The following is a 15,992-nucleotide window of genomic DNA, read 5'->3' as shown; positions in this document are numbered from 1 at the left end:
CCACGCCCTACCCACCGTGAAGGAAGGACGGACATCGCCGTGCGTCTCTTACGCGACCTGAACGTACGAACGACGGCTGCCGCGGCCATCGCAGCAGTCACTGTCACCACGGTGCTCGCCGCCGCGCCACCGGCCGCCGCGCAGACCGCGCAGGTGATCGTCGTGGCGCCGACCGGTGCGCCCGGCGCCGATGACGCCGGCCCAGGCACCCGGGCCGAGCCGCTGGCGACGCTGGAGGAGACCCAGCGCCGCGTCCGCGATCTGGCGGACGACGGCGACGTCACCGTGCAGCTGCTCGACGGCACCTACCGGCTCGACCAGCCGCTGCGATTCGACGCCGACGACTCCGGGCGCGACGGTCACACCGTGACCTGGCAGGCCGCACCGGGCGCCGAGCCGGTCTTGAGTGGCGCACGGCCCGTCACGGGCTGGGAGCTCGACGACCCTACGACCGGCGTCTACAAGGCCGACGTCGGAACCGGTTTCGACAGCCGGCAGCTCTATGTGAACGGCGTCGTGGCTCAGAAGGCGCGGATCAGCCTGCCCCGGACGGCCATCACCCTCAACCCGACCGGTTTCACGCTCAACGATCCGAATCTCGCCTACCTGGCGGATCTTCCGCAGCAGGAGCGGATCGAGTTCCAGGCGCTGCAGTCGTTCACCAACCGGTTCGCACCCGTGCAGAGCATCTCCGGCACGACCGTCGTCATGCAGCAGCCGGCCTGGGACAACAACACCTACGGCTACGACTCCGTGACCTCTCCCTTCCGGACGCCGCGGTACTTCCTGCTCAACTCGAAGAGCTTCCTCGACGAGGGCGGCGAGTGGTATCTCGACACGGCGGCGGGCGTTCTGTACTACAAGCCGCTCGACGGACAAGACCTGAGCAGCGCCACGGTCGAGCTGCCCCGGCTGGAGACGCTGGTCGAGGTGGGTGGCACGTACGACGAGCCCGTTCGGAACCTGCGCTTCGAGGGCATCACCTTCACCGGGACGACGTGGCTGCACCCCAGTTCCTCGAACGGCTACGCCAACCAGCAGACCGGCACGTTCATCAACGGCGTGCAGCCGGACCGGCCCGCTGACGCGTTCACGTCGTGCGCCGTCGGCTGCCGCGGCTTCGAGGCATCCCGCAACCACTGGTGGCAGGCCCCGGCGGCGGTGCAGGTGTCGGCGGCCGAGAACATCAGCGTCGTCGACGGCACGTTCGTGAACCTGGGATCGGTCGGCCTGGGCATCGGGAACGATGCCAACGCCCACTCCACGGGCGTCGGCCTGGGCGCCAGCGACGTCTCCGTCGTGGGCAGCACTTTCACCGCCAGCGCGGGCGGCGGCATCGTCGTCGGAGGCGTGCAGCCGGACGCTCACCACCCACCCGACCTGCGCATGGTGAACAAGGACATACTGATCAGCAACAACCGCGTGTACTCCACCGCGCTCGAATATCTCGACCAGGACGCGATCTTCGCCAGCTACGTCAGCGGGTTGACCATCGAGCACAACTACGTGTCCGACATGCCCTACACGGGCATCGGCGTCGGCTACGGCTGGGGGGCGAACGACCCCGGCGGCAGTCCGGAGTACATCAATCGTGGCCTCTACGACTTCCAGCCGATCTACGAGACGCCGACGACCTTGAAGGACGTGCGCATCGTGGGCAACTACGTGCGCAACGTCATCCAGACGATGTTCGACGCCGGCTGCATCTACACGTTGTCGGCGATGCCGGGCAGCACGATCGACGAGAACCTCTGCGAGAACAGCCGGCAGCTCGGTCTCTACTTCGACGAGGGCTCCCGCTACATCTCCGCGTCGGGCAACGTCTTCCTCAACAACGCCGGCCAGTGGGCGCACGCGAACAACCAGAACGGCAACCGCACCGGCGACCTCACGCTCATCGGCAACTACGCGACCAACTCGGCCATCACCGGCCTCGTCAACGGTAGCCGCGGCAACATCGTCCGCGACAACGTCGCCGTCACCGGTGGCAACCTCCCGATCGAGGCCAGCCGAGTGATCTTCGAGGCTGGGCCCGAGGGGAAGTACCGCGGCCCGGCAGATCCCCAGCGCCCGCCGGTCGGGGCCTTCCTGACGGCCGATCCGGTGAGCCTGGACGCCGGCGGCGCCACCACGGTGACCGCCACGGTCGCGAACCTGACCGACGAGCGGGTGTCCGGACTGACCGCCGGGATCAGCGTTCCCGAGGGCTGGGCGGCCGTACGTCAGGGCAAGCCGCTGAGCCCGGCACTGGACCCGGGCGCGTCGGCCACCGTGTCGTGGACGGTCACCGCGCCGGCGTCGTTCTCGAGCCCGGTCAGCCAGGCCACGGTGCAGGCGGCGCTGAGCCTGCGTGCCGACGGCCTGCAGTATGCGGTGAACAGGTCGCTGACGCTGACCGCGCTGAACCCGCTGACGTCCCTCGCCAGCTACGGGTCGGTACCGAGCCGGTTCGCCGAGGCCGGCGGCCAGTTCGCCATCCTGACCGCGGGCGCGGACATCTGGCAGGACGGCGGCGGCGCCTTCGACGAGTACGGCACCATCTACCAGGATGACGCGGTCGGCGACACGGCGACCGTGACGGCGCGGGTCACTCAGATGGACAACACCAACCCGTGGGCCAAGGCCGGTGTGGTGATCCGCAACGACGTCACCGCCGCCGGATCGTCTGCCGGCTACGCCGTCATGGTCGTCACACCGGGGAACGGCGTCGCGTTCCAGTGGGACGCCAACGGCAACGGGTACCTCGATTCCTTCAGCGGAGCCGGCGGCGTCCGAGCGCCGGCCTGGGTCCGCCTGGTCCGCGAAGGCACCCAGGTCAGCGGCTACTACTCGACGAACGGCAGCACGTGGATCAAGGTCGGCCCCACGGTGACGCTGGCCGGCATCGCGTCCACCCAGGACGCCGGATTGATCGCCACCTCCCACGCAGCCGGCGTGACCGGTCAGTTCAGCTTCGCCGACTTCAGCGTCACCTGAGACGAGCCCGGTCGTGTGGCGCGCCGCCGCAGCGGTGCGCCCCACGACCGGCCACCACGGACCAACGATGGAGGAGCGATGGACGGCAGTGGTCTACCGCGGCGACTCCGGCCGGCTCGGCCACTGATGGACCGCCGGCAGCTGCCCCGCAGGCCCGGCGTCGAGTTGACCGGCCTGGGATTCGGCGCCGCCCAGGGCGGCAACCTGTACCGGGCCACGTCTGACGGACCGTTCGCCCGCGCCGTCGACGCGGCATGGGCCGCAGGGATCCGGTACTTCGACACCGCTCCGCATTACGGCCTGGGGTTGTCCGAGCGCAGACTGGGCGCGGCGCTGCGGCAGCACCCGCGTGAAGAGTACGTCGTTTCGACCAAAGTGGGCAGGTTGCTGGTGCCATCCCCGGAGACGGCGCACCTGCGCGACGCCGAGGGCTTCGCGGTGCCCGCGGATCACCGGCGAGTCTGGGACTTCAGCCGTGACGGCGTCCGCAGGTCCTTCGAGGCGAGCCTGAACCGCCTCGGACTCGACCGCATCGACATCGTCTACCTGCACGATCCGGACGACCACTGGCACGAGGCAGCGACGGAGGCGATCCCCGCGCTGATCGCACTGCGTGACCAAGGCGTCATCGGAGCCATCGGGCCGGCATGAACCGATCGGCCATGCTCGCGCGGTTCGTCCAGGAGACCGATGTGGACGTCGTCATGTGTGCCGGGCGGTACACCCTGCTGGAGCAAGGGGCGCTGTACGACCTGCTGCCCGCCGCTCAGGCCGAAGGAGTGGGCGTCGTGATCGCCGGTGTGTACAACTCGGGCCTGCTCGCCAGTGAGCGACCCCCGACCACGGCCACCTACGACTACGAACAGGCGCCGCCGAAGGTGATCGAGCGAGCACACCGCATCGCCGCCGCATGCGAGGACTGGGGCGTGACCCTTCCCGAGGCCGCACTCGCCTTCGCCCGTGCGCATCCCGCTGTGATCTCGACGGTCGTCGGGGTTCGGGACGCGGCACAGGTCGCCGCCACGTTGCGACGCTCGGAGGCCGACGTGCCTCCTGGGCTGTGGGCAGACCTGCGCGAGCGCGGCGTTCTCCAGACGGACCTATGACCCGCCGCACGACGCGGCGTTGCGCATATCGGATCGAAGCGTTGCGCATGATGCAATCAATCACAACGTTATAAATGCGGCGCCAGAAGTATTGACACCCTCCGAGCCGCGCCGCCAGCATGGGCCGCGGGCGAGTTTTGCCGACGTTGTAAATGAGGAGGGGCCCCGCACGTCGCAACCGCCCGCCCGCACAGCCGAGGGTGATCGGCTCTCTCGGTGGTCGCATCCGTCGTCTCCTGCGCTGCACCGGACGACGGCGGACTCAGGACAGAGAGGATCAATGGTGATGGCATCTCGCCAGAGACGAACGCGCCGCATCGGGATCGGGCGGCGCTTGGCGGCCCTCCTCGTCGGCGCCGCGATGGCCGTGGCCGCCTTGGTGGCGGCACCACCCGCGGTGATGGCGGAAACGCCGTGGGTCGCCGTGGACGACGACGGCTTCGTCACGTTCACGATCTCGGCCGAAGAGGCTCAGGCCGCGTTCGGTGACGTGACCCAGATCGTCGCCGAGGGCAACTTCGGCCCGTCGGCCAACTGGGCCCAGTGGGGCCTTACGCGACGCGGGGGCAACTGGACGTCGGTGATGGGGCCGCTCGAGCCGGGCCTGTACTACTACCAGTTCACCGCGGACGACACGAAGGTGGTCAAGGACCCGACGAACCCGACGAGCGTCGCGTCGGAACCGGAGTGGAGCACCTTCTTCGTCCCTGGTGACTCCGCCGACCTCCTGGCCGACGTGCCCCAGGGGCAGGGCGGCACCGTCGAGACGATGACGTATCGCAGCACGGTCACGCGCGGGCAACGGTCCGCGCTCGTCTGGACGCCGCCGGGCTACGACGCCGGCCGCAAGGAGCCGTACCCGGTGCTGTACCTGCAGCACGGGAGCGCGCAGGGCTACCGCGACTGGGTCGAGGTCGGACGCGCCAAGCAGATCTTCGACAACCTCACGCTCCGTGGCGAGATCGAGCCGATGGTCGTCGTGATGGGTGACGGCAACGTGCCGGACTTCCAGAAGGAGCTGCTGCGGAACATCATGCGGGAGGCCCGGCACGACTACAACATCTCGCACAGTCCGTCCCAGCAGGCGCTGGCCGGGCTCTCGATGGGCGGCTACCAGACGCTGAGCACGCTGTTCGAACACCCGGGCGAGTTCGCCTACATCGGGTCGTTCGCGGGATTCGTGTTCGGCAGCGCCAGTGGTGTGGACGCCGAGGAGATCAACGAGGGCACCGAGCTGCTGCGGCTGTACACCGGCAACGTCACCGACCTCGCCTACAACTACAACTACCGATTGATGCGGCAGTTCGACGAGGCCGGCGTCGAGTACCAGTTCGACGGCGTCAACCCCGATCGCGGCCACAACTGGAACGCCTGGCAGGAGAACCTGATCGACTTCGTGCCGCGCCTGTTCCGCGACGCACCGGACGAGGGCCCGAGCCCTGGGCACCTTCCGCTCGAGGCCGAGTTCCGCCAGCCGCCGGCCGGCACCACTCCGACGCCGTGGATCACCGAGGACGGGTTCGTCACGTTCGAGACGACCACGGAGTTCAAGGACGCGCAGAACGTCACCGTGTGGGGCAACTGGGCGCCCGGCGGCAGCTGGATCCGCGTGGAGATGTCCCGGGTCGGTGACCGGTGGCGTGCCACCGTCGGCCCGCTGAAGCCCGGCTTCCACTACTACCGGCTCATCGTCGACCGCGTCTCCACGAAGGACACGTCGAACCCGACCCGGGTGACCACGGAACCGACCTGGAGCACGTTCTTCATCCCCGGAGAGTCGGCGCGCCTGCTCGCCGACGTCCCGGAGGGGCAGGGCGGCACCGTCGAGACGTTGACGTACCAGAGCACGGTCGCCGGGGCGGAGCGGAAGGCGTACGTCTGGACGCCGCCCGGGTACGACCCCGATCGCGCCGAGCCCTACCCCGTCTTCTACCTGCAGCACGGCGGCGGCCAGAACTACACGGACTGGATCGAGATGGGGCGGGCCAAGCAGATCCTCGACAACCACTACCTCGACGGGAACCTCGAGCCGATGGTGGTGGTGATGGGCAACGGCAACTCGTCGAACTTCACCCGCGAGCTGCTCGAGAACATCGTCCCCGTGTCGCTCGAGCGGTACAACGTGTCCGACGATCCGGCCCGCCGCGCCCTCGCCGGTCTGTCGATGGGCGGGGGGCAGACCTTCACCGTACTCAAGACGCATCCTGGGAAATTCGCCTACGTCGGAGCGTTCTCGGCCGGGTTCGGCAGCGCGACGGGGGTCGACGCCGAGGCGATCAACGACGGCACCACACTGCTGAAGGTCTACGTCGGCGATCCCACGGACTTCGTCTACCCGTCCTTCATGAACTCCCTGACCGTCATGGACCAGCTCGGAATCGAGTACGAGTACGACGGGCCCACGCCCGGCCCGCACGGGTGGGATGCGTGGCAGAAGAACCTCATCGACTTCGCGCCGCTGCTGTTCAGGCAGGACTGACGAGGTCCGGTGAAGGTGCCCCACAGGTGCGCGTGGCCGGCCGGCGATCCCGGCCGGCCACGCCGCCGGTCAGCTGGACCGGCCGAACCCGGTGGACTCGCGGGCGACGATCCGGAACTCGGACTTGACGAGGAGCGGCGGCAGCCGCTCGTCGTCCCGCTCGTTGATGCGCTCGACGAGGAGTTCGACGGCGGTCTCCGCGATCTCGTCGCGCCCGGGATCGACGCTGGACAGCGACGGAACGGAGAACCGTGCTTCGTCGATGTCGTCGAACCCGATGACGGCGACGTCGTCGGGGACGCGCCAGCCCGCTTCGCCGAGTGCGCGCAGCGCACCGAGCGCCAGCGTGTCGTTGAGGGCGAACAGGCCGTCGAACGGGATGCCCGCCGCGATGAGGTCGCGCATGGCCTCCGCGCCGTTCTCCCGATGCCACGGCGCCACGGCTCGGATGAGCTGTGGATCGACGGGGATCGCGGCTGCCTCGAGCGCGGCCTTGTAGCCGCGCAGGCGCAGGTCCGCCGGACGCACCTCCTCGCGCTGGTCCGGGTGCGCCCCGATGAGCGCGATGCGCCGCCGGCCGATCCCGAGCAGATGTTCGACGGCTGCCTTCGCCGAGCTCACGTTGTGCATCGTCACGTGGTCGGTGGGGCCACCGAAGATCCGCTCGCCCAGCAGCACGAAGGGAAACGTGGGCCGGAGGAGGTGGCGGTCGTCCTGGCCCAGTCGTTCCGGGCTGAACAGCAGCCCGTCGGTGAGGCGGAGGCGTCCGGCGCCGGTGACCACCGCGATCTCACGGTCGCGATCGCCGCTCGTCTGCTCGACCAGGACGCCGAGGTCGTGCTTCTCCGCCGCACGGATGATCGAGTCGGCGAGCTCGGCGAAGTAATTCTGCCGCAGCTCGGGCACCGCCAGCCCGATGACCCCGGTGCGGCCCGACCGCAGCCCTCGCGCCGACAGGTTGGGCCGGTAGCCGAGCTGCTCGATGGCCGAGAGCACGCGCATGCGTGTCGACGGCCGGACGTGGGGGAAGTCGTTGATCACGTTCGAGACGGTCTTGATGGAGACCCCGGCCACCCGCGCGACGTCGTGCATCGTCGGGATCACGTGTCCTCCTCGCTCCGCGTGCGCGCCCGTGCCGTACCCGCATTCTATGGGCCGACCTGCGCAGAAATGTGTCGAGCGCAGGGCTGCCGAGCGGTCTTGACACTGGCGGAGCGGATTGCCATAGTCAGCTTTATCGCTAAACATACAACGTTATAAACGATCTTCGCGGCCACACGGCCCGGTGCAGGGGTGCCAGAAGCGTCCGTCCCGGGAGCCGGTTCCGGGCCGCCCGGCGACGCGCCGACAACGACGTCCTCAGCATCCCGAAGGGAACACACGCAATGAAGCGCAAGCCATTCCTTGCCGCGGCGGCGACCCTCGTCCTCGCCGGCACACTCGTCGCCTGCTCGTCGGGAGATGACGGAACCAGCAGCAGCGATGGTGGTGGTGGCGGCGGGTCCGACGCCAGCAACTGCACGAACACCATTCCCAAGCCGGACCTGCCCGCGGTGACGCTGTGGGCCTGGTACCCGAACATGGAGTTGGTCGTCGACAACTTCAACGAGCTCAACGACGAGGTCCAGGTGTGCTGGACCAACGTCGGCGAGGGCGGCGACGAGTACGAGAAGTTCCAGACCGCCATCGCCGCCGGGACCGGCGCGCCCGACGTCATCATGATCGAGGCCGACCGAATCCCGACCTTCCAGGTGCAGGACGCACTCGTCGACATCAGCGACTACGGCTACGAGGACGTCAAGGACGACTACAGCGAGGGCGCCTGGCAGGACGTCTCGGTCGGCGACGCGGTCTACGGCGTGCCGGTCGACGGCGGTCCGATGGGGATGATCTACCGCAAGGACATCTTCGAGCAGTACGGCATCACGCCACCCACCACGTGGGCCGAGTACGAGCAGGCCGCGCAGACGGTGCGCGATGCCGGCGGCCCGCTGTTCGGTGACCTCGGCGCCAACGTGCCGGCGGTCATGATGGCACTGCAGATCCAGAAGGGCGCGAGCCCGTTCGCCTACGACACCGACGATCCGGAGAACATCGGCATCGCCCTGAACGACCAGGCGTCGAAGGACGTCCTCGAGTACTGGGGCGGCCTCGTCGAGAAGGGCCTGGTCGGCACCCAGGACCAGTTCACTCCGGAGTACATCTCCGGCGTGATCAACGGCGACTACGCCACCTACATCTCCGCGGCCTGGGCGCCGGGCTACCTCACCGGTGCCGGCGTGGGCGAAGGAGCGGACTCCGGTCAGTTCGCGGTCGCGCCGTTGCCGCAGTGGGACCCCGCCAACCCGGTGCAGGTGAACTGGGGCGGCTCGGCCTTCTCGGTGACCAGCCAGGCCTCCGATCCGGAACTGGCGGCGAAGGTCGCCTTCGGCATCTACGCCGACGAGGCGTCGCTCACCGACGGCTGGACCAACCAGGTCATCTTCCCGCTGAACCTCAACGCGCTGGAGGACCCGGCCTTCGTCGACCTCGAGGTGGAGTTCTTCGGCGGGCAGCAGGCGAACAAGGAGGTCTACGTCCCGGCGGCGAACGCCTACGAGGGCTTCACCTACAGCCCGCTGCAGCAGTACTACTACGACGCCATGACCGAGCAGCTCGGTGCGCTCAACCAGGGCTCGATCACCGGCTCCGAAGCCGCGGACCGGCTGCAGGACGACGTCGTGAGCTACGCGGAGGAACAGGGCTTCACAGTCCAGTGACCCGACGGGCGGGGGTCGGCTCGTTCTCCGACGGCCCGGCCCCCGCCACCTCCCTCCTCGCCGTCCACAGATTTTCCGGAGCTGGAGCATGACCCTGCAGATCAGCGAGACCGCGCCACCGCGCGCCGAGAAGACCAGACGCAAAGCGCCCAAGGTACCCCTGCGCGAGCAGCTCATCGGGTGGCTGTTCATCGGGCCGTTTGGCGTGGTCTTCCTCGCCTTCCTCGTCGCGCCGCTCGTGTACGCCCTCTACCTCAGCCTGTTCCGGAAGGCGCTGATCGGCGGGACGAGCTTCGTCCTCCTGGACAACTACACGAAGGCGTTCACCGATCCGAGCTTCCTCGACGGTGCGTGGTTCGTCATCCGGTTCTCGCTCGTCCTCATCCCGGTCCAGATGCTGATCTCGCTCGCGATGGCGCTGATCCTCGACATCGTCACGTCGGCGTTCGCGCGGTTCTCCCGGCTGATGATCTTCCTCCCCTACGCGATTCCCGCGGTCATCGGCGCCCTCATGTGGGGGTTCCTGTACAGCAAGAACTTCGGCCCGCTCGGGGACATCTTCGGCTTGTTCGGCGCCTCGGCTCCGGACTTCCTCAGCAACGACCTGATCTTCTACGGCCTGCTCAACATCGTCACCTGGCAGTGGGCCGGCTACTACATGATCATCTTGTACGCCGCGTTGCAGGGCATCGATCCGACCCTGTACGAGGCCGCGCGCATCGACGGCGCCAGTACCTGGCAGATCACGCTGCGGATCAAGATCCCGCTGATCACGCCGGCGCTGCTCCTCATCCTGGTGTTCGCGCTGATCGGAACGCTGCAGTTCTTCAACGAGCCGAAGATCCTCCGTGACCTCGCCGCCGGCGCGATCGGACCGGACTTCACGCCGAACATGTACGCGTACCAGCAGGCGTTCGGCCTGGCGAACTTCAACTACGGATCGGCCATCTCGTTCGCGCTCGGAGGCGTCGTCTTCGTCTGCGTCTACGTCTTCCTGTTCGCGACCCGCAAGCGGGGGAGCTTCCTGTCATGACCGCACACATCGACGTCGCCTCGCGTCGCCGGCGGCCGCAGCGCTACCTGCCGCTGCAGGTCCTCCTCGGCTTCCTGCTCGTCTACTTCCTGGTGCCGTTCTGGTGGGTCGTCGTCAACAGTTCCAAGGACGCCGCCGGACTCTTCGGCGGAGGGAACGCGCTCTGGTTCTCCGACAACGTCGATTTCATCGGCAATCTCCAGGAGCTGTTCACCCACAGCGGCGGCATCTATGCGCGATGGCTGCTGAACTCCACGCTCTACGCCGTCGTGGGCGGTGTCGGCGCCACCGCGCTGGCCGTCCTGGCCGGCTACGGCTTCGCGAAGTACCGCTTCGCCGGCCGGCGGTTCAGCTTCGCCGTCCTGCTGGGCGCGGTGATGGTGCCGGCCACCGCGCTGGTCATCCCGACCTTCATCATGTTCTCCCGGTTGGGGCTGACGAACACCATCTGGGCGGTGATCCTGCCGTCGCTGCTCAACCCGTTCGGGGTGTATCTGATGCACGTCTACGTGCGCGACGCCGTTCCCGACGAGCTCCTCGACGCCGCACGCGTCGACGGTGCGGGTGAGGTGCGGTCATTCCTCCAGGTCGCGCTTCCGCTGATGCGACCCGCGATGGTGACCGTCCTATTGCTGTCGATCGTGGCCACCTGGAACAACTACTTCCTGCCGCTGGCGATGCTGTCGGACAACGACCTGTACCCCGTGACGGTCGGCATCGGTCAGTGGCAGGGGATCGCCTCGGCCAACAACTCCGGCGGTACGTCGCTCTGGAGCATCATCATCATGGGGTCTCTCGTCTCGGTCATCCCGCTGATCATCGCCTTCCTCACGCTGCAGCGCCATTGGCGCGGTGGGCTGGCCATCGGGAGCCTGAAGTAGGCCGGCAGACGTCCCCCCGCCCGTCGACCGCCAAAGAGGATCATGAACCGCGCTCACCTGACCATCGACCCCTACTTCACCGTCGGCACCGTCAACCGCCGTCTGTTCGGCTCCTTCGTCGAACATCTCGGCCGATGCGTCTACGACGGCATCTACGAGCCCACCCATCCGACCGCCGATGAGCAGGGATACCGCGAGGACGTCATCGCCCTGGTCCGAGAGCTCGGGGTGACCACCATCCGCTATCCCGGCGGCAACTTCGTGTCGGGCTACCGGTGGGAGGACGGCATCGGCCCCCGCGACCAGCGCCCGCGCCGCCTCGACCTCGCCTGGCACTCGACCGAGACGAACGAGGTCGGCCTGGACGAGTTCGCCGCCTGGCTGCGCAAGGTCGGCAGTGAGCTCATGTACGCGGTGAACCTCGGGACGCGCGGCGTCCACGAGGCGCTTGACGTCCTCGAGTACGCCAACGTGCCCTCGGGCACGCGGCTGTCCGACCTGCGCATCGCGAACGGCACGCCGGCGCCTCACGACATCAGGATGTGGTGCCTCGGCAACGAGATGGACGGGCCGTGGCAGCTGGGCCACGGCTCCGCCGAGGAGTACGCGAGCCTCGCCGCCAAGACCGCCCGGGCGATGCGGCAGGTCGATCCCGGACTCGAGCTCGTCGTCTGCGGCAGTTCCAGCGCGCAGATGGCGACGTTCGGCGGCTGGGAACGGACCGTGCTGGAAGCGACGTACGACGAGGTGGACTACATCTCGTGCCACGCCTACTACGAGCCGAAGGACGGCGACTACGCCAGCTTCCTCGCCTCGGCGGTGAACATGGACCGGTTCATCGAGTCGGTCGCGGCCACCGCCGACCACGTCAAGGCCGAGCGTCGCAGCAGCAAGACCATGTACATCTCCTTCGACGAGTGGAACGTCTGGTACCAGTCGCGCTACAGGCGAGAACGCCACACCGGCATCGACGACTGGCCGATCGCACCCCGGCTGCTCGAGAACACCTACTCGGTGATGGACGCGGTGGTCTTCGGCAACCTGCTCATCTCACTCATCAGGCACGCCGACCGGGTGACGTCGGCCAGCCTGGCGCAGCTGGTCAACGTCATCGCGCCGATCATGACCGAGCCGGGAGGACCGGCCTGGCGGCAGACCACGTTCTACCCCTTCGCGCTCACCTCGCGACTGGCGCGCGGCGAGGCGCTGGAACTCAAGCTGGACAGCCCAACGTACACGTCGGCCTTGCACGGTGACGTCACCGTGATCGACGCGGTGGCGACGCACGACGCCGGCAGCAACTCAACGGCGGTGTTCCTCGTCAACCGCGACGAGGAGACAGAAGCGGAGGTCGAGATCGACGTGCGGATGCTCGGCCAGGTCGGTGTCCGCGACGCGTGGACGCTGGGCGACAAGGATCCGCACGCCGCCAACACCCTGGAACAGCAGGACCGGGTGCGTCCGGTGGTGAACCCGACGGCCGCGCTGATCGACGGCACGGTCACGGTCTCGCTGCCGCCCGTCTCCTGGACCGCCTTGACGCTGGGCTGAGCTCGGCGCACGACACCCTCGGAGTCAAGAGAGGACGCCCATGAGCAGGAAACCCGTCCTGAGAGTCGACGGAAGCCGGATCGTCGCCGGTGACAGGCCGGTGGTGTTGCGCGGTGTCGGTCTCGGTGGCTGGATGAACATGGAGAACTTCATCACTGGCTACCCCGGGACGGAGTCGCAGCAGCGCAAGGCGCTGCGCCGGGTCCTCGGCGAGGAGGGCTACAAGCGGTTCTTCGACCGCTTCCTCTCCGTCTTCTTCACCGACGACGACGCGGCCCTGCTCGCCGGCCTCGGGCTCAACTCGGTCCGCGTCCCGTTCAACTACCGCCATTTCGAGGACGATGCGGCGCCGTTCGAGCTCGAGCCCGAGGGGTTCGCGCTGCTGGATGGGGTGGTGGACGCCTGCGCACGGCACCGGCTATACACCATCCTGGACCTCCATGCGGTGCCGGGCGCGCAGAACCAGCACTGGCACAGCGACAACCCCACGCAGTGGGCCCACTTCTGGAGCCAGCGGCAGTTCCAGGACCGGGTCGTGCACCTCTGGCAGCGACTGGCCGAGCACTACAGGGGCAACGCCTGGGTGGCGGGGTACAACCCGGTCAACGAGCCCGGCGACGCCGAAGGCACGACGATCGGACCGTTCTACCGGCGCCTGGAAGCGGCCATTCGCGCCGTCGATCCGGACCACATCCTCTTCCTCGACGGCAACCGCTACTCGACCCAGTTCGACCAGCTGGGCGACCCGCTGCCGAACTGCGTCTACACCGCCCACGACTACGCTCTGCCCGGCTTCGTCGACGGCGGTCCCTATCCCGGCGTCAGCAGAGGCGAGTACGTCGACCGCGACCACGTGGAGAAGACGTTCCTCGCTCGCACCGAGTACATGCGCCAGACCGGCACGCCCATCTGGGTCGGTGAGTTCGGCCCCGTGTACACCGGCGATCCCGCTCGGGACGAGCAGCGCTATCGCCTGCTCGAGGACCAGCTGGAGATCTATCGCCGGCACGAGGCGAGCTGGGCGCTCTGGACGTACAAGGACATCGGATTGCAGGGTCTGGTGACCGTCGATCCAGCCTCGCCGTACGCGCAGCGGGTGGCGCCGGTCGTGGAGAAGAAGGCGCGTCTCGGCGTCGACTCCTGGGGGTCGACGGATGGGGAGATCCGGCACATCCTGGAGCCCATCGAGGAGCTGTTCGAGCGGGAGTTCCCCGACTTCCAGCCCTATCCGTGGGGTGCTCGTCGGTGGATCCACGGGCATGTGCGTCATGTGATGCTCGCCGAGGCCATGGTGGGCGACTTCGCGAGGGCGTTCGAAGGCGTCACCCCCAACGAGGCGGAACGGCTCGCGGACTCCTTCGCCCTCGACCAGAGCCACGTGCGCCGCACACTCGCCGACGTCCTTCGCGACGCATCCAAGACCCGGAGAGTGACCCGATGACGGCCGAGGACGCGATCCGCCGCAGCCGGGCCTGGTTCGGCGCCGCCGGCCGGTCCGGCATGATCTACCGGTCGTGGATGCGCAACCAGGGCTTCGGCGCCGAGGTGTTCGACGGGCGGCCGGTCATCGGCATCGCGTCGACGTGGTCGGAGCTGGCCCCGTGCAACGCGCACCTGAACCGCGTCGCCGAAGCGGTGAAGCGCGGCGTCTGGCAGGCCGGCGGTTTCCCACTGGAGTTCCCGGTCATGGCGACCGGCGAGACGCTGATCCGGCCGACGGCGATGTTCTACCGGAACCTGCTGGCCATGCAGGCCGAGGAGCTGATCCGGGCGAACCCACTGGACGGCGTCGTGCTGCTGTCCGGCTGCGACAAGACCACGCCGGGGCTGCTCATGGGTGCGGCCAGCGTCGACCTGCCGGCTGTCATGGTCACCGGCGGCCCGATGCTCAACGGTAAGTTCCGCGGCCAGGACGTCGGTTCGGGCACGCACGTGTGGAAGTTCGAGGAGGACCTCAAGGCCGGCCGGATGACCCAGGAGGAGGTCGCCGTCGCTGAGGGCTGCATGGCCCGGTCCAACGGCCACTGCATGACGATGGGGACGGCGTCGACGATGGCCTGCATGGCGGAGGCGCTGGGCATGCAGCTGCCCGGGTCGGCGACGTGGCCGGCGGTCGACATGCGCCGGTTCGAGGTCGCGCAGGAGGCCGGCCGGCGCATCGTCGCGATGGTCGAGGAGGACCTGCGGCCGAGCGCGATCATGACCCGCGCGGCGTTCGAGAACGCCATCCGGGCCAACGCGGCCATCGGCGGGTCGACCAACGCGATCATCCATCTGCTGGCGATCGCCGGGCGGCTCGGTGTCCAGCTGTCGCTCGACGACTTCGACGAGCTGGCCCGGCCGGTGCCAACGGTCGTCGACCTCATGCCGTCCGGCCGGTTCCTCATGGAGGACTTCTGCTACGCCGGCGGCCTGCCGGTCGTCCTGCGGGACCTCGCCGAAGCCGGGCTGCTCGACGGCGACGCGCTGACGGTCACCGGGCGGTCGGTCGGGGCGAACGTCGCGGCCGCTCAGTGCTGGGACCGTGAGGTGATCCGCCCGCTGGGCGAGCCGCTGCAGCCGGCCGGTTCCGGCACCGCGGTGCTGCGCGGCAACCTCGCCCCGGGAGGCGCCGTCGTCAAGCAGTCGGCCGCGTCGCCGGCGCTGCTGCGGCACACCGGCCGGGCGGTCGTGTTCGACACCCCGGAGGCCTACCACGAGGTGTGCGACGACCCCGGCCTCGACGTCGCGGCCGACGACGTCATCGTCATCCGCGGCGCCGGGCCGCGCGGCTACCCGGGCATGCCGGAGGTGGCCAACGTGCCGATCCCGACGAAGCTGCTGCGCGCCGGGGTCACCGACATGGTGCGCATCTGCGACGGCCGCATGAGCGGCACCGGCTACGGCACCGTCGTGCTGCACGTCGCGCCCGAGTCGGCGGTCGGCGGGCCGCTGGCGTTCGTCCGCACCGGCGACATCGTCACGCTCGACGTCGCCGCCCGCACGCTCACCCTCGACGTCGACGACGACGAGCTGGAGCGGCGGCACGCGGCGTGGAAGCCTCCGGAGCCGGTGCACGGCACCGGCTACGGCTGGCTCTACACCCAGCACGTGCTGCAGGCCGATCGCGGCGCCGACTTCGACTTCCTGGTCGGCTCGCGCGGGGCCGCCGTACCTCGCGAGTCGCACTGACGTTCAGGCGGGTCGTCGTCTTCGGGCCAGCGGCGG

At 68.6% G+C, this 15,992-nt stretch carries 9 protein-coding genes and 1 pseudogene; 9 read left to right on the top strand and 1 reads right to left on the bottom strand.

Annotated elements, in window-relative coordinates:
- Window positions 1–39: 39 nt before the first annotated feature.
- The 3 genes and pseudogenes from E1262_RS02095 to E1262_RS02085 all read left to right on the top strand — a co-directional run bounded on the left by E1262_RS02095 (window position 40) and on the right by E1262_RS02085 (window position 6,561).
- Window positions 40–2,976 carry an NEW3 domain-containing protein gene (locus E1262_RS02095; RefSeq protein WP_132101386.1) on the top strand — a complete coding sequence of 979 codons (2,937 nt, stop codon included), beginning with the start codon at window positions 40–42 and terminating at the stop codon, window positions 2,974–2,976.
- 126 nt (window positions 2,977–3,102) lie between these two features.
- Window positions 3,103–4,082: pseudogene (locus tag E1262_RS31970) on the top strand (aldo/keto reductase).
- Window positions 4,083–4,416: 334 nt separating this feature from the next.
- Window positions 4,417–6,561, top strand: a complete 2,145-nt coding sequence (locus E1262_RS02085; RefSeq protein ID WP_203453456.1) for an alpha/beta hydrolase-fold protein — start codon at window positions 4,417–4,419, stop codon at window positions 6,559–6,561.
- 69 nt (window positions 6,562–6,630) lie between these two features.
- On the opposite strand, the gene E1262_RS02080 is transcribed toward E1262_RS02085, so the two are convergent.
- Window positions 6,631–7,665 (bottom strand): LacI family DNA-binding transcriptional regulator, encoded by a 1,035-nt coding sequence (locus E1262_RS02080; protein ID WP_132101384.1) that lies wholly within the window; start codon window positions 7,663–7,665, stop codon window positions 6,631–6,633.
- 281 nt (window positions 7,666–7,946) lie between these two features.
- On the opposite strand from E1262_RS02080, the gene E1262_RS02075 reads away from it, so the two are divergent.
- From E1262_RS02075 to E1262_RS02050, 6 genes are all read left to right on the top strand, one after another.
- Window positions 7,947–9,320, top strand: a complete 1,374-nt coding sequence (locus E1262_RS02075) for an ABC transporter substrate-binding protein (RefSeq protein WP_132101383.1) — start codon at window positions 7,947–7,949, stop codon at window positions 9,318–9,320.
- An 88-nt stretch (window positions 9,321–9,408) separates the two neighbouring features.
- Window positions 9,409–10,353, top strand: coding sequence for a carbohydrate ABC transporter permease (locus E1262_RS02070; RefSeq protein WP_132101382.1), 945 nt, complete (start codon window positions 9,409–9,411; stop codon window positions 10,351–10,353).
- Complete coding sequence (locus E1262_RS02065) at window positions 10,350–11,234, top strand: carbohydrate ABC transporter permease (protein WP_132101381.1); 885 nt, start codon at window positions 10,350–10,352, stop codon at window positions 11,232–11,234. Before E1262_RS02070 ends, E1262_RS02065 begins: the two co-directional genes overlap by 4 nt.
- A gap of 42 nt (window positions 11,235–11,276) precedes the next feature.
- Window positions 11,277–12,785: an arabinosylfuranosidase ArfA gene (arfA, locus tag E1262_RS02060; protein ID WP_132101380.1), complete on the top strand. Its 1,509-nt coding sequence runs from the start codon at window positions 11,277–11,279 to the stop codon at window positions 12,783–12,785.
- 40 nt (window positions 12,786–12,825) lie between these two features.
- Entirely contained in the window at window positions 12,826–14,226 is a 1,401-nt protein-coding gene (locus E1262_RS02055; RefSeq protein WP_132101379.1) for a glycoside hydrolase family 5 protein, read from the top strand.
- On the top strand, window positions 14,223–15,956 hold the full coding sequence (locus E1262_RS02050) for an IlvD/Edd family dehydratase (RefSeq protein ID WP_132101378.1): 1,734 nt from the start codon (window positions 14,223–14,225) through the stop codon (window positions 15,954–15,956). The genes E1262_RS02055 and E1262_RS02050 overlap by 4 nt, the downstream gene beginning before the upstream one ends.
- The last annotated feature ends 36 nt before the right edge of the window (window positions 15,957–15,992 follow it).

It is taken from the genome of Jiangella aurantiaca, from assembly GCF_004349105.1.
Classification (GTDB): Bacteria; Actinomycetota; Actinomycetes; order Jiangellales; family Jiangellaceae; genus Jiangella; species Jiangella aurantiaca.
Note: the sequence above shows the minus strand (reverse complement) of the source record. Positions and strands in the feature narration are given on the sequence as shown.

Bases quoted from the DNA above. Each gene is read 5' to 3' on its own strand.
- E1262_RS02075 (WP_132101383.1), top strand. From the start codon at position 7,947: ATGAAGCGCAAGCCATTCCTTGCCGCGGCGGCGACCCTCGTCCTCGCC.
- E1262_RS02070 (WP_132101382.1), top strand. From the start codon at position 9,409: ATGACCCTGCAGATCAGCGAGACCGCGCCACCGCGCGCCGAGAAGACC.
- E1262_RS02065 (WP_132101381.1), top strand. From the start codon at position 10,350: ATGACCGCACACATCGACGTCGCCTCGCGTCGCCGGCGGCCGCAGCGC.
- arfA (WP_132101380.1), top strand. From the start codon at position 11,277: ATGAACCGCGCTCACCTGACCATCGACCCCTACTTCACCGTCGGCACC.
- E1262_RS02055 (WP_132101379.1), top strand. From the start codon at position 12,826: ATGAGCAGGAAACCCGTCCTGAGAGTCGACGGAAGCCGGATCGTCGCC.
- E1262_RS02050 (WP_132101378.1), top strand. From the start codon at position 14,223: ATGACGGCCGAGGACGCGATCCGCCGCAGCCGGGCCTGGTTCGGCGCC.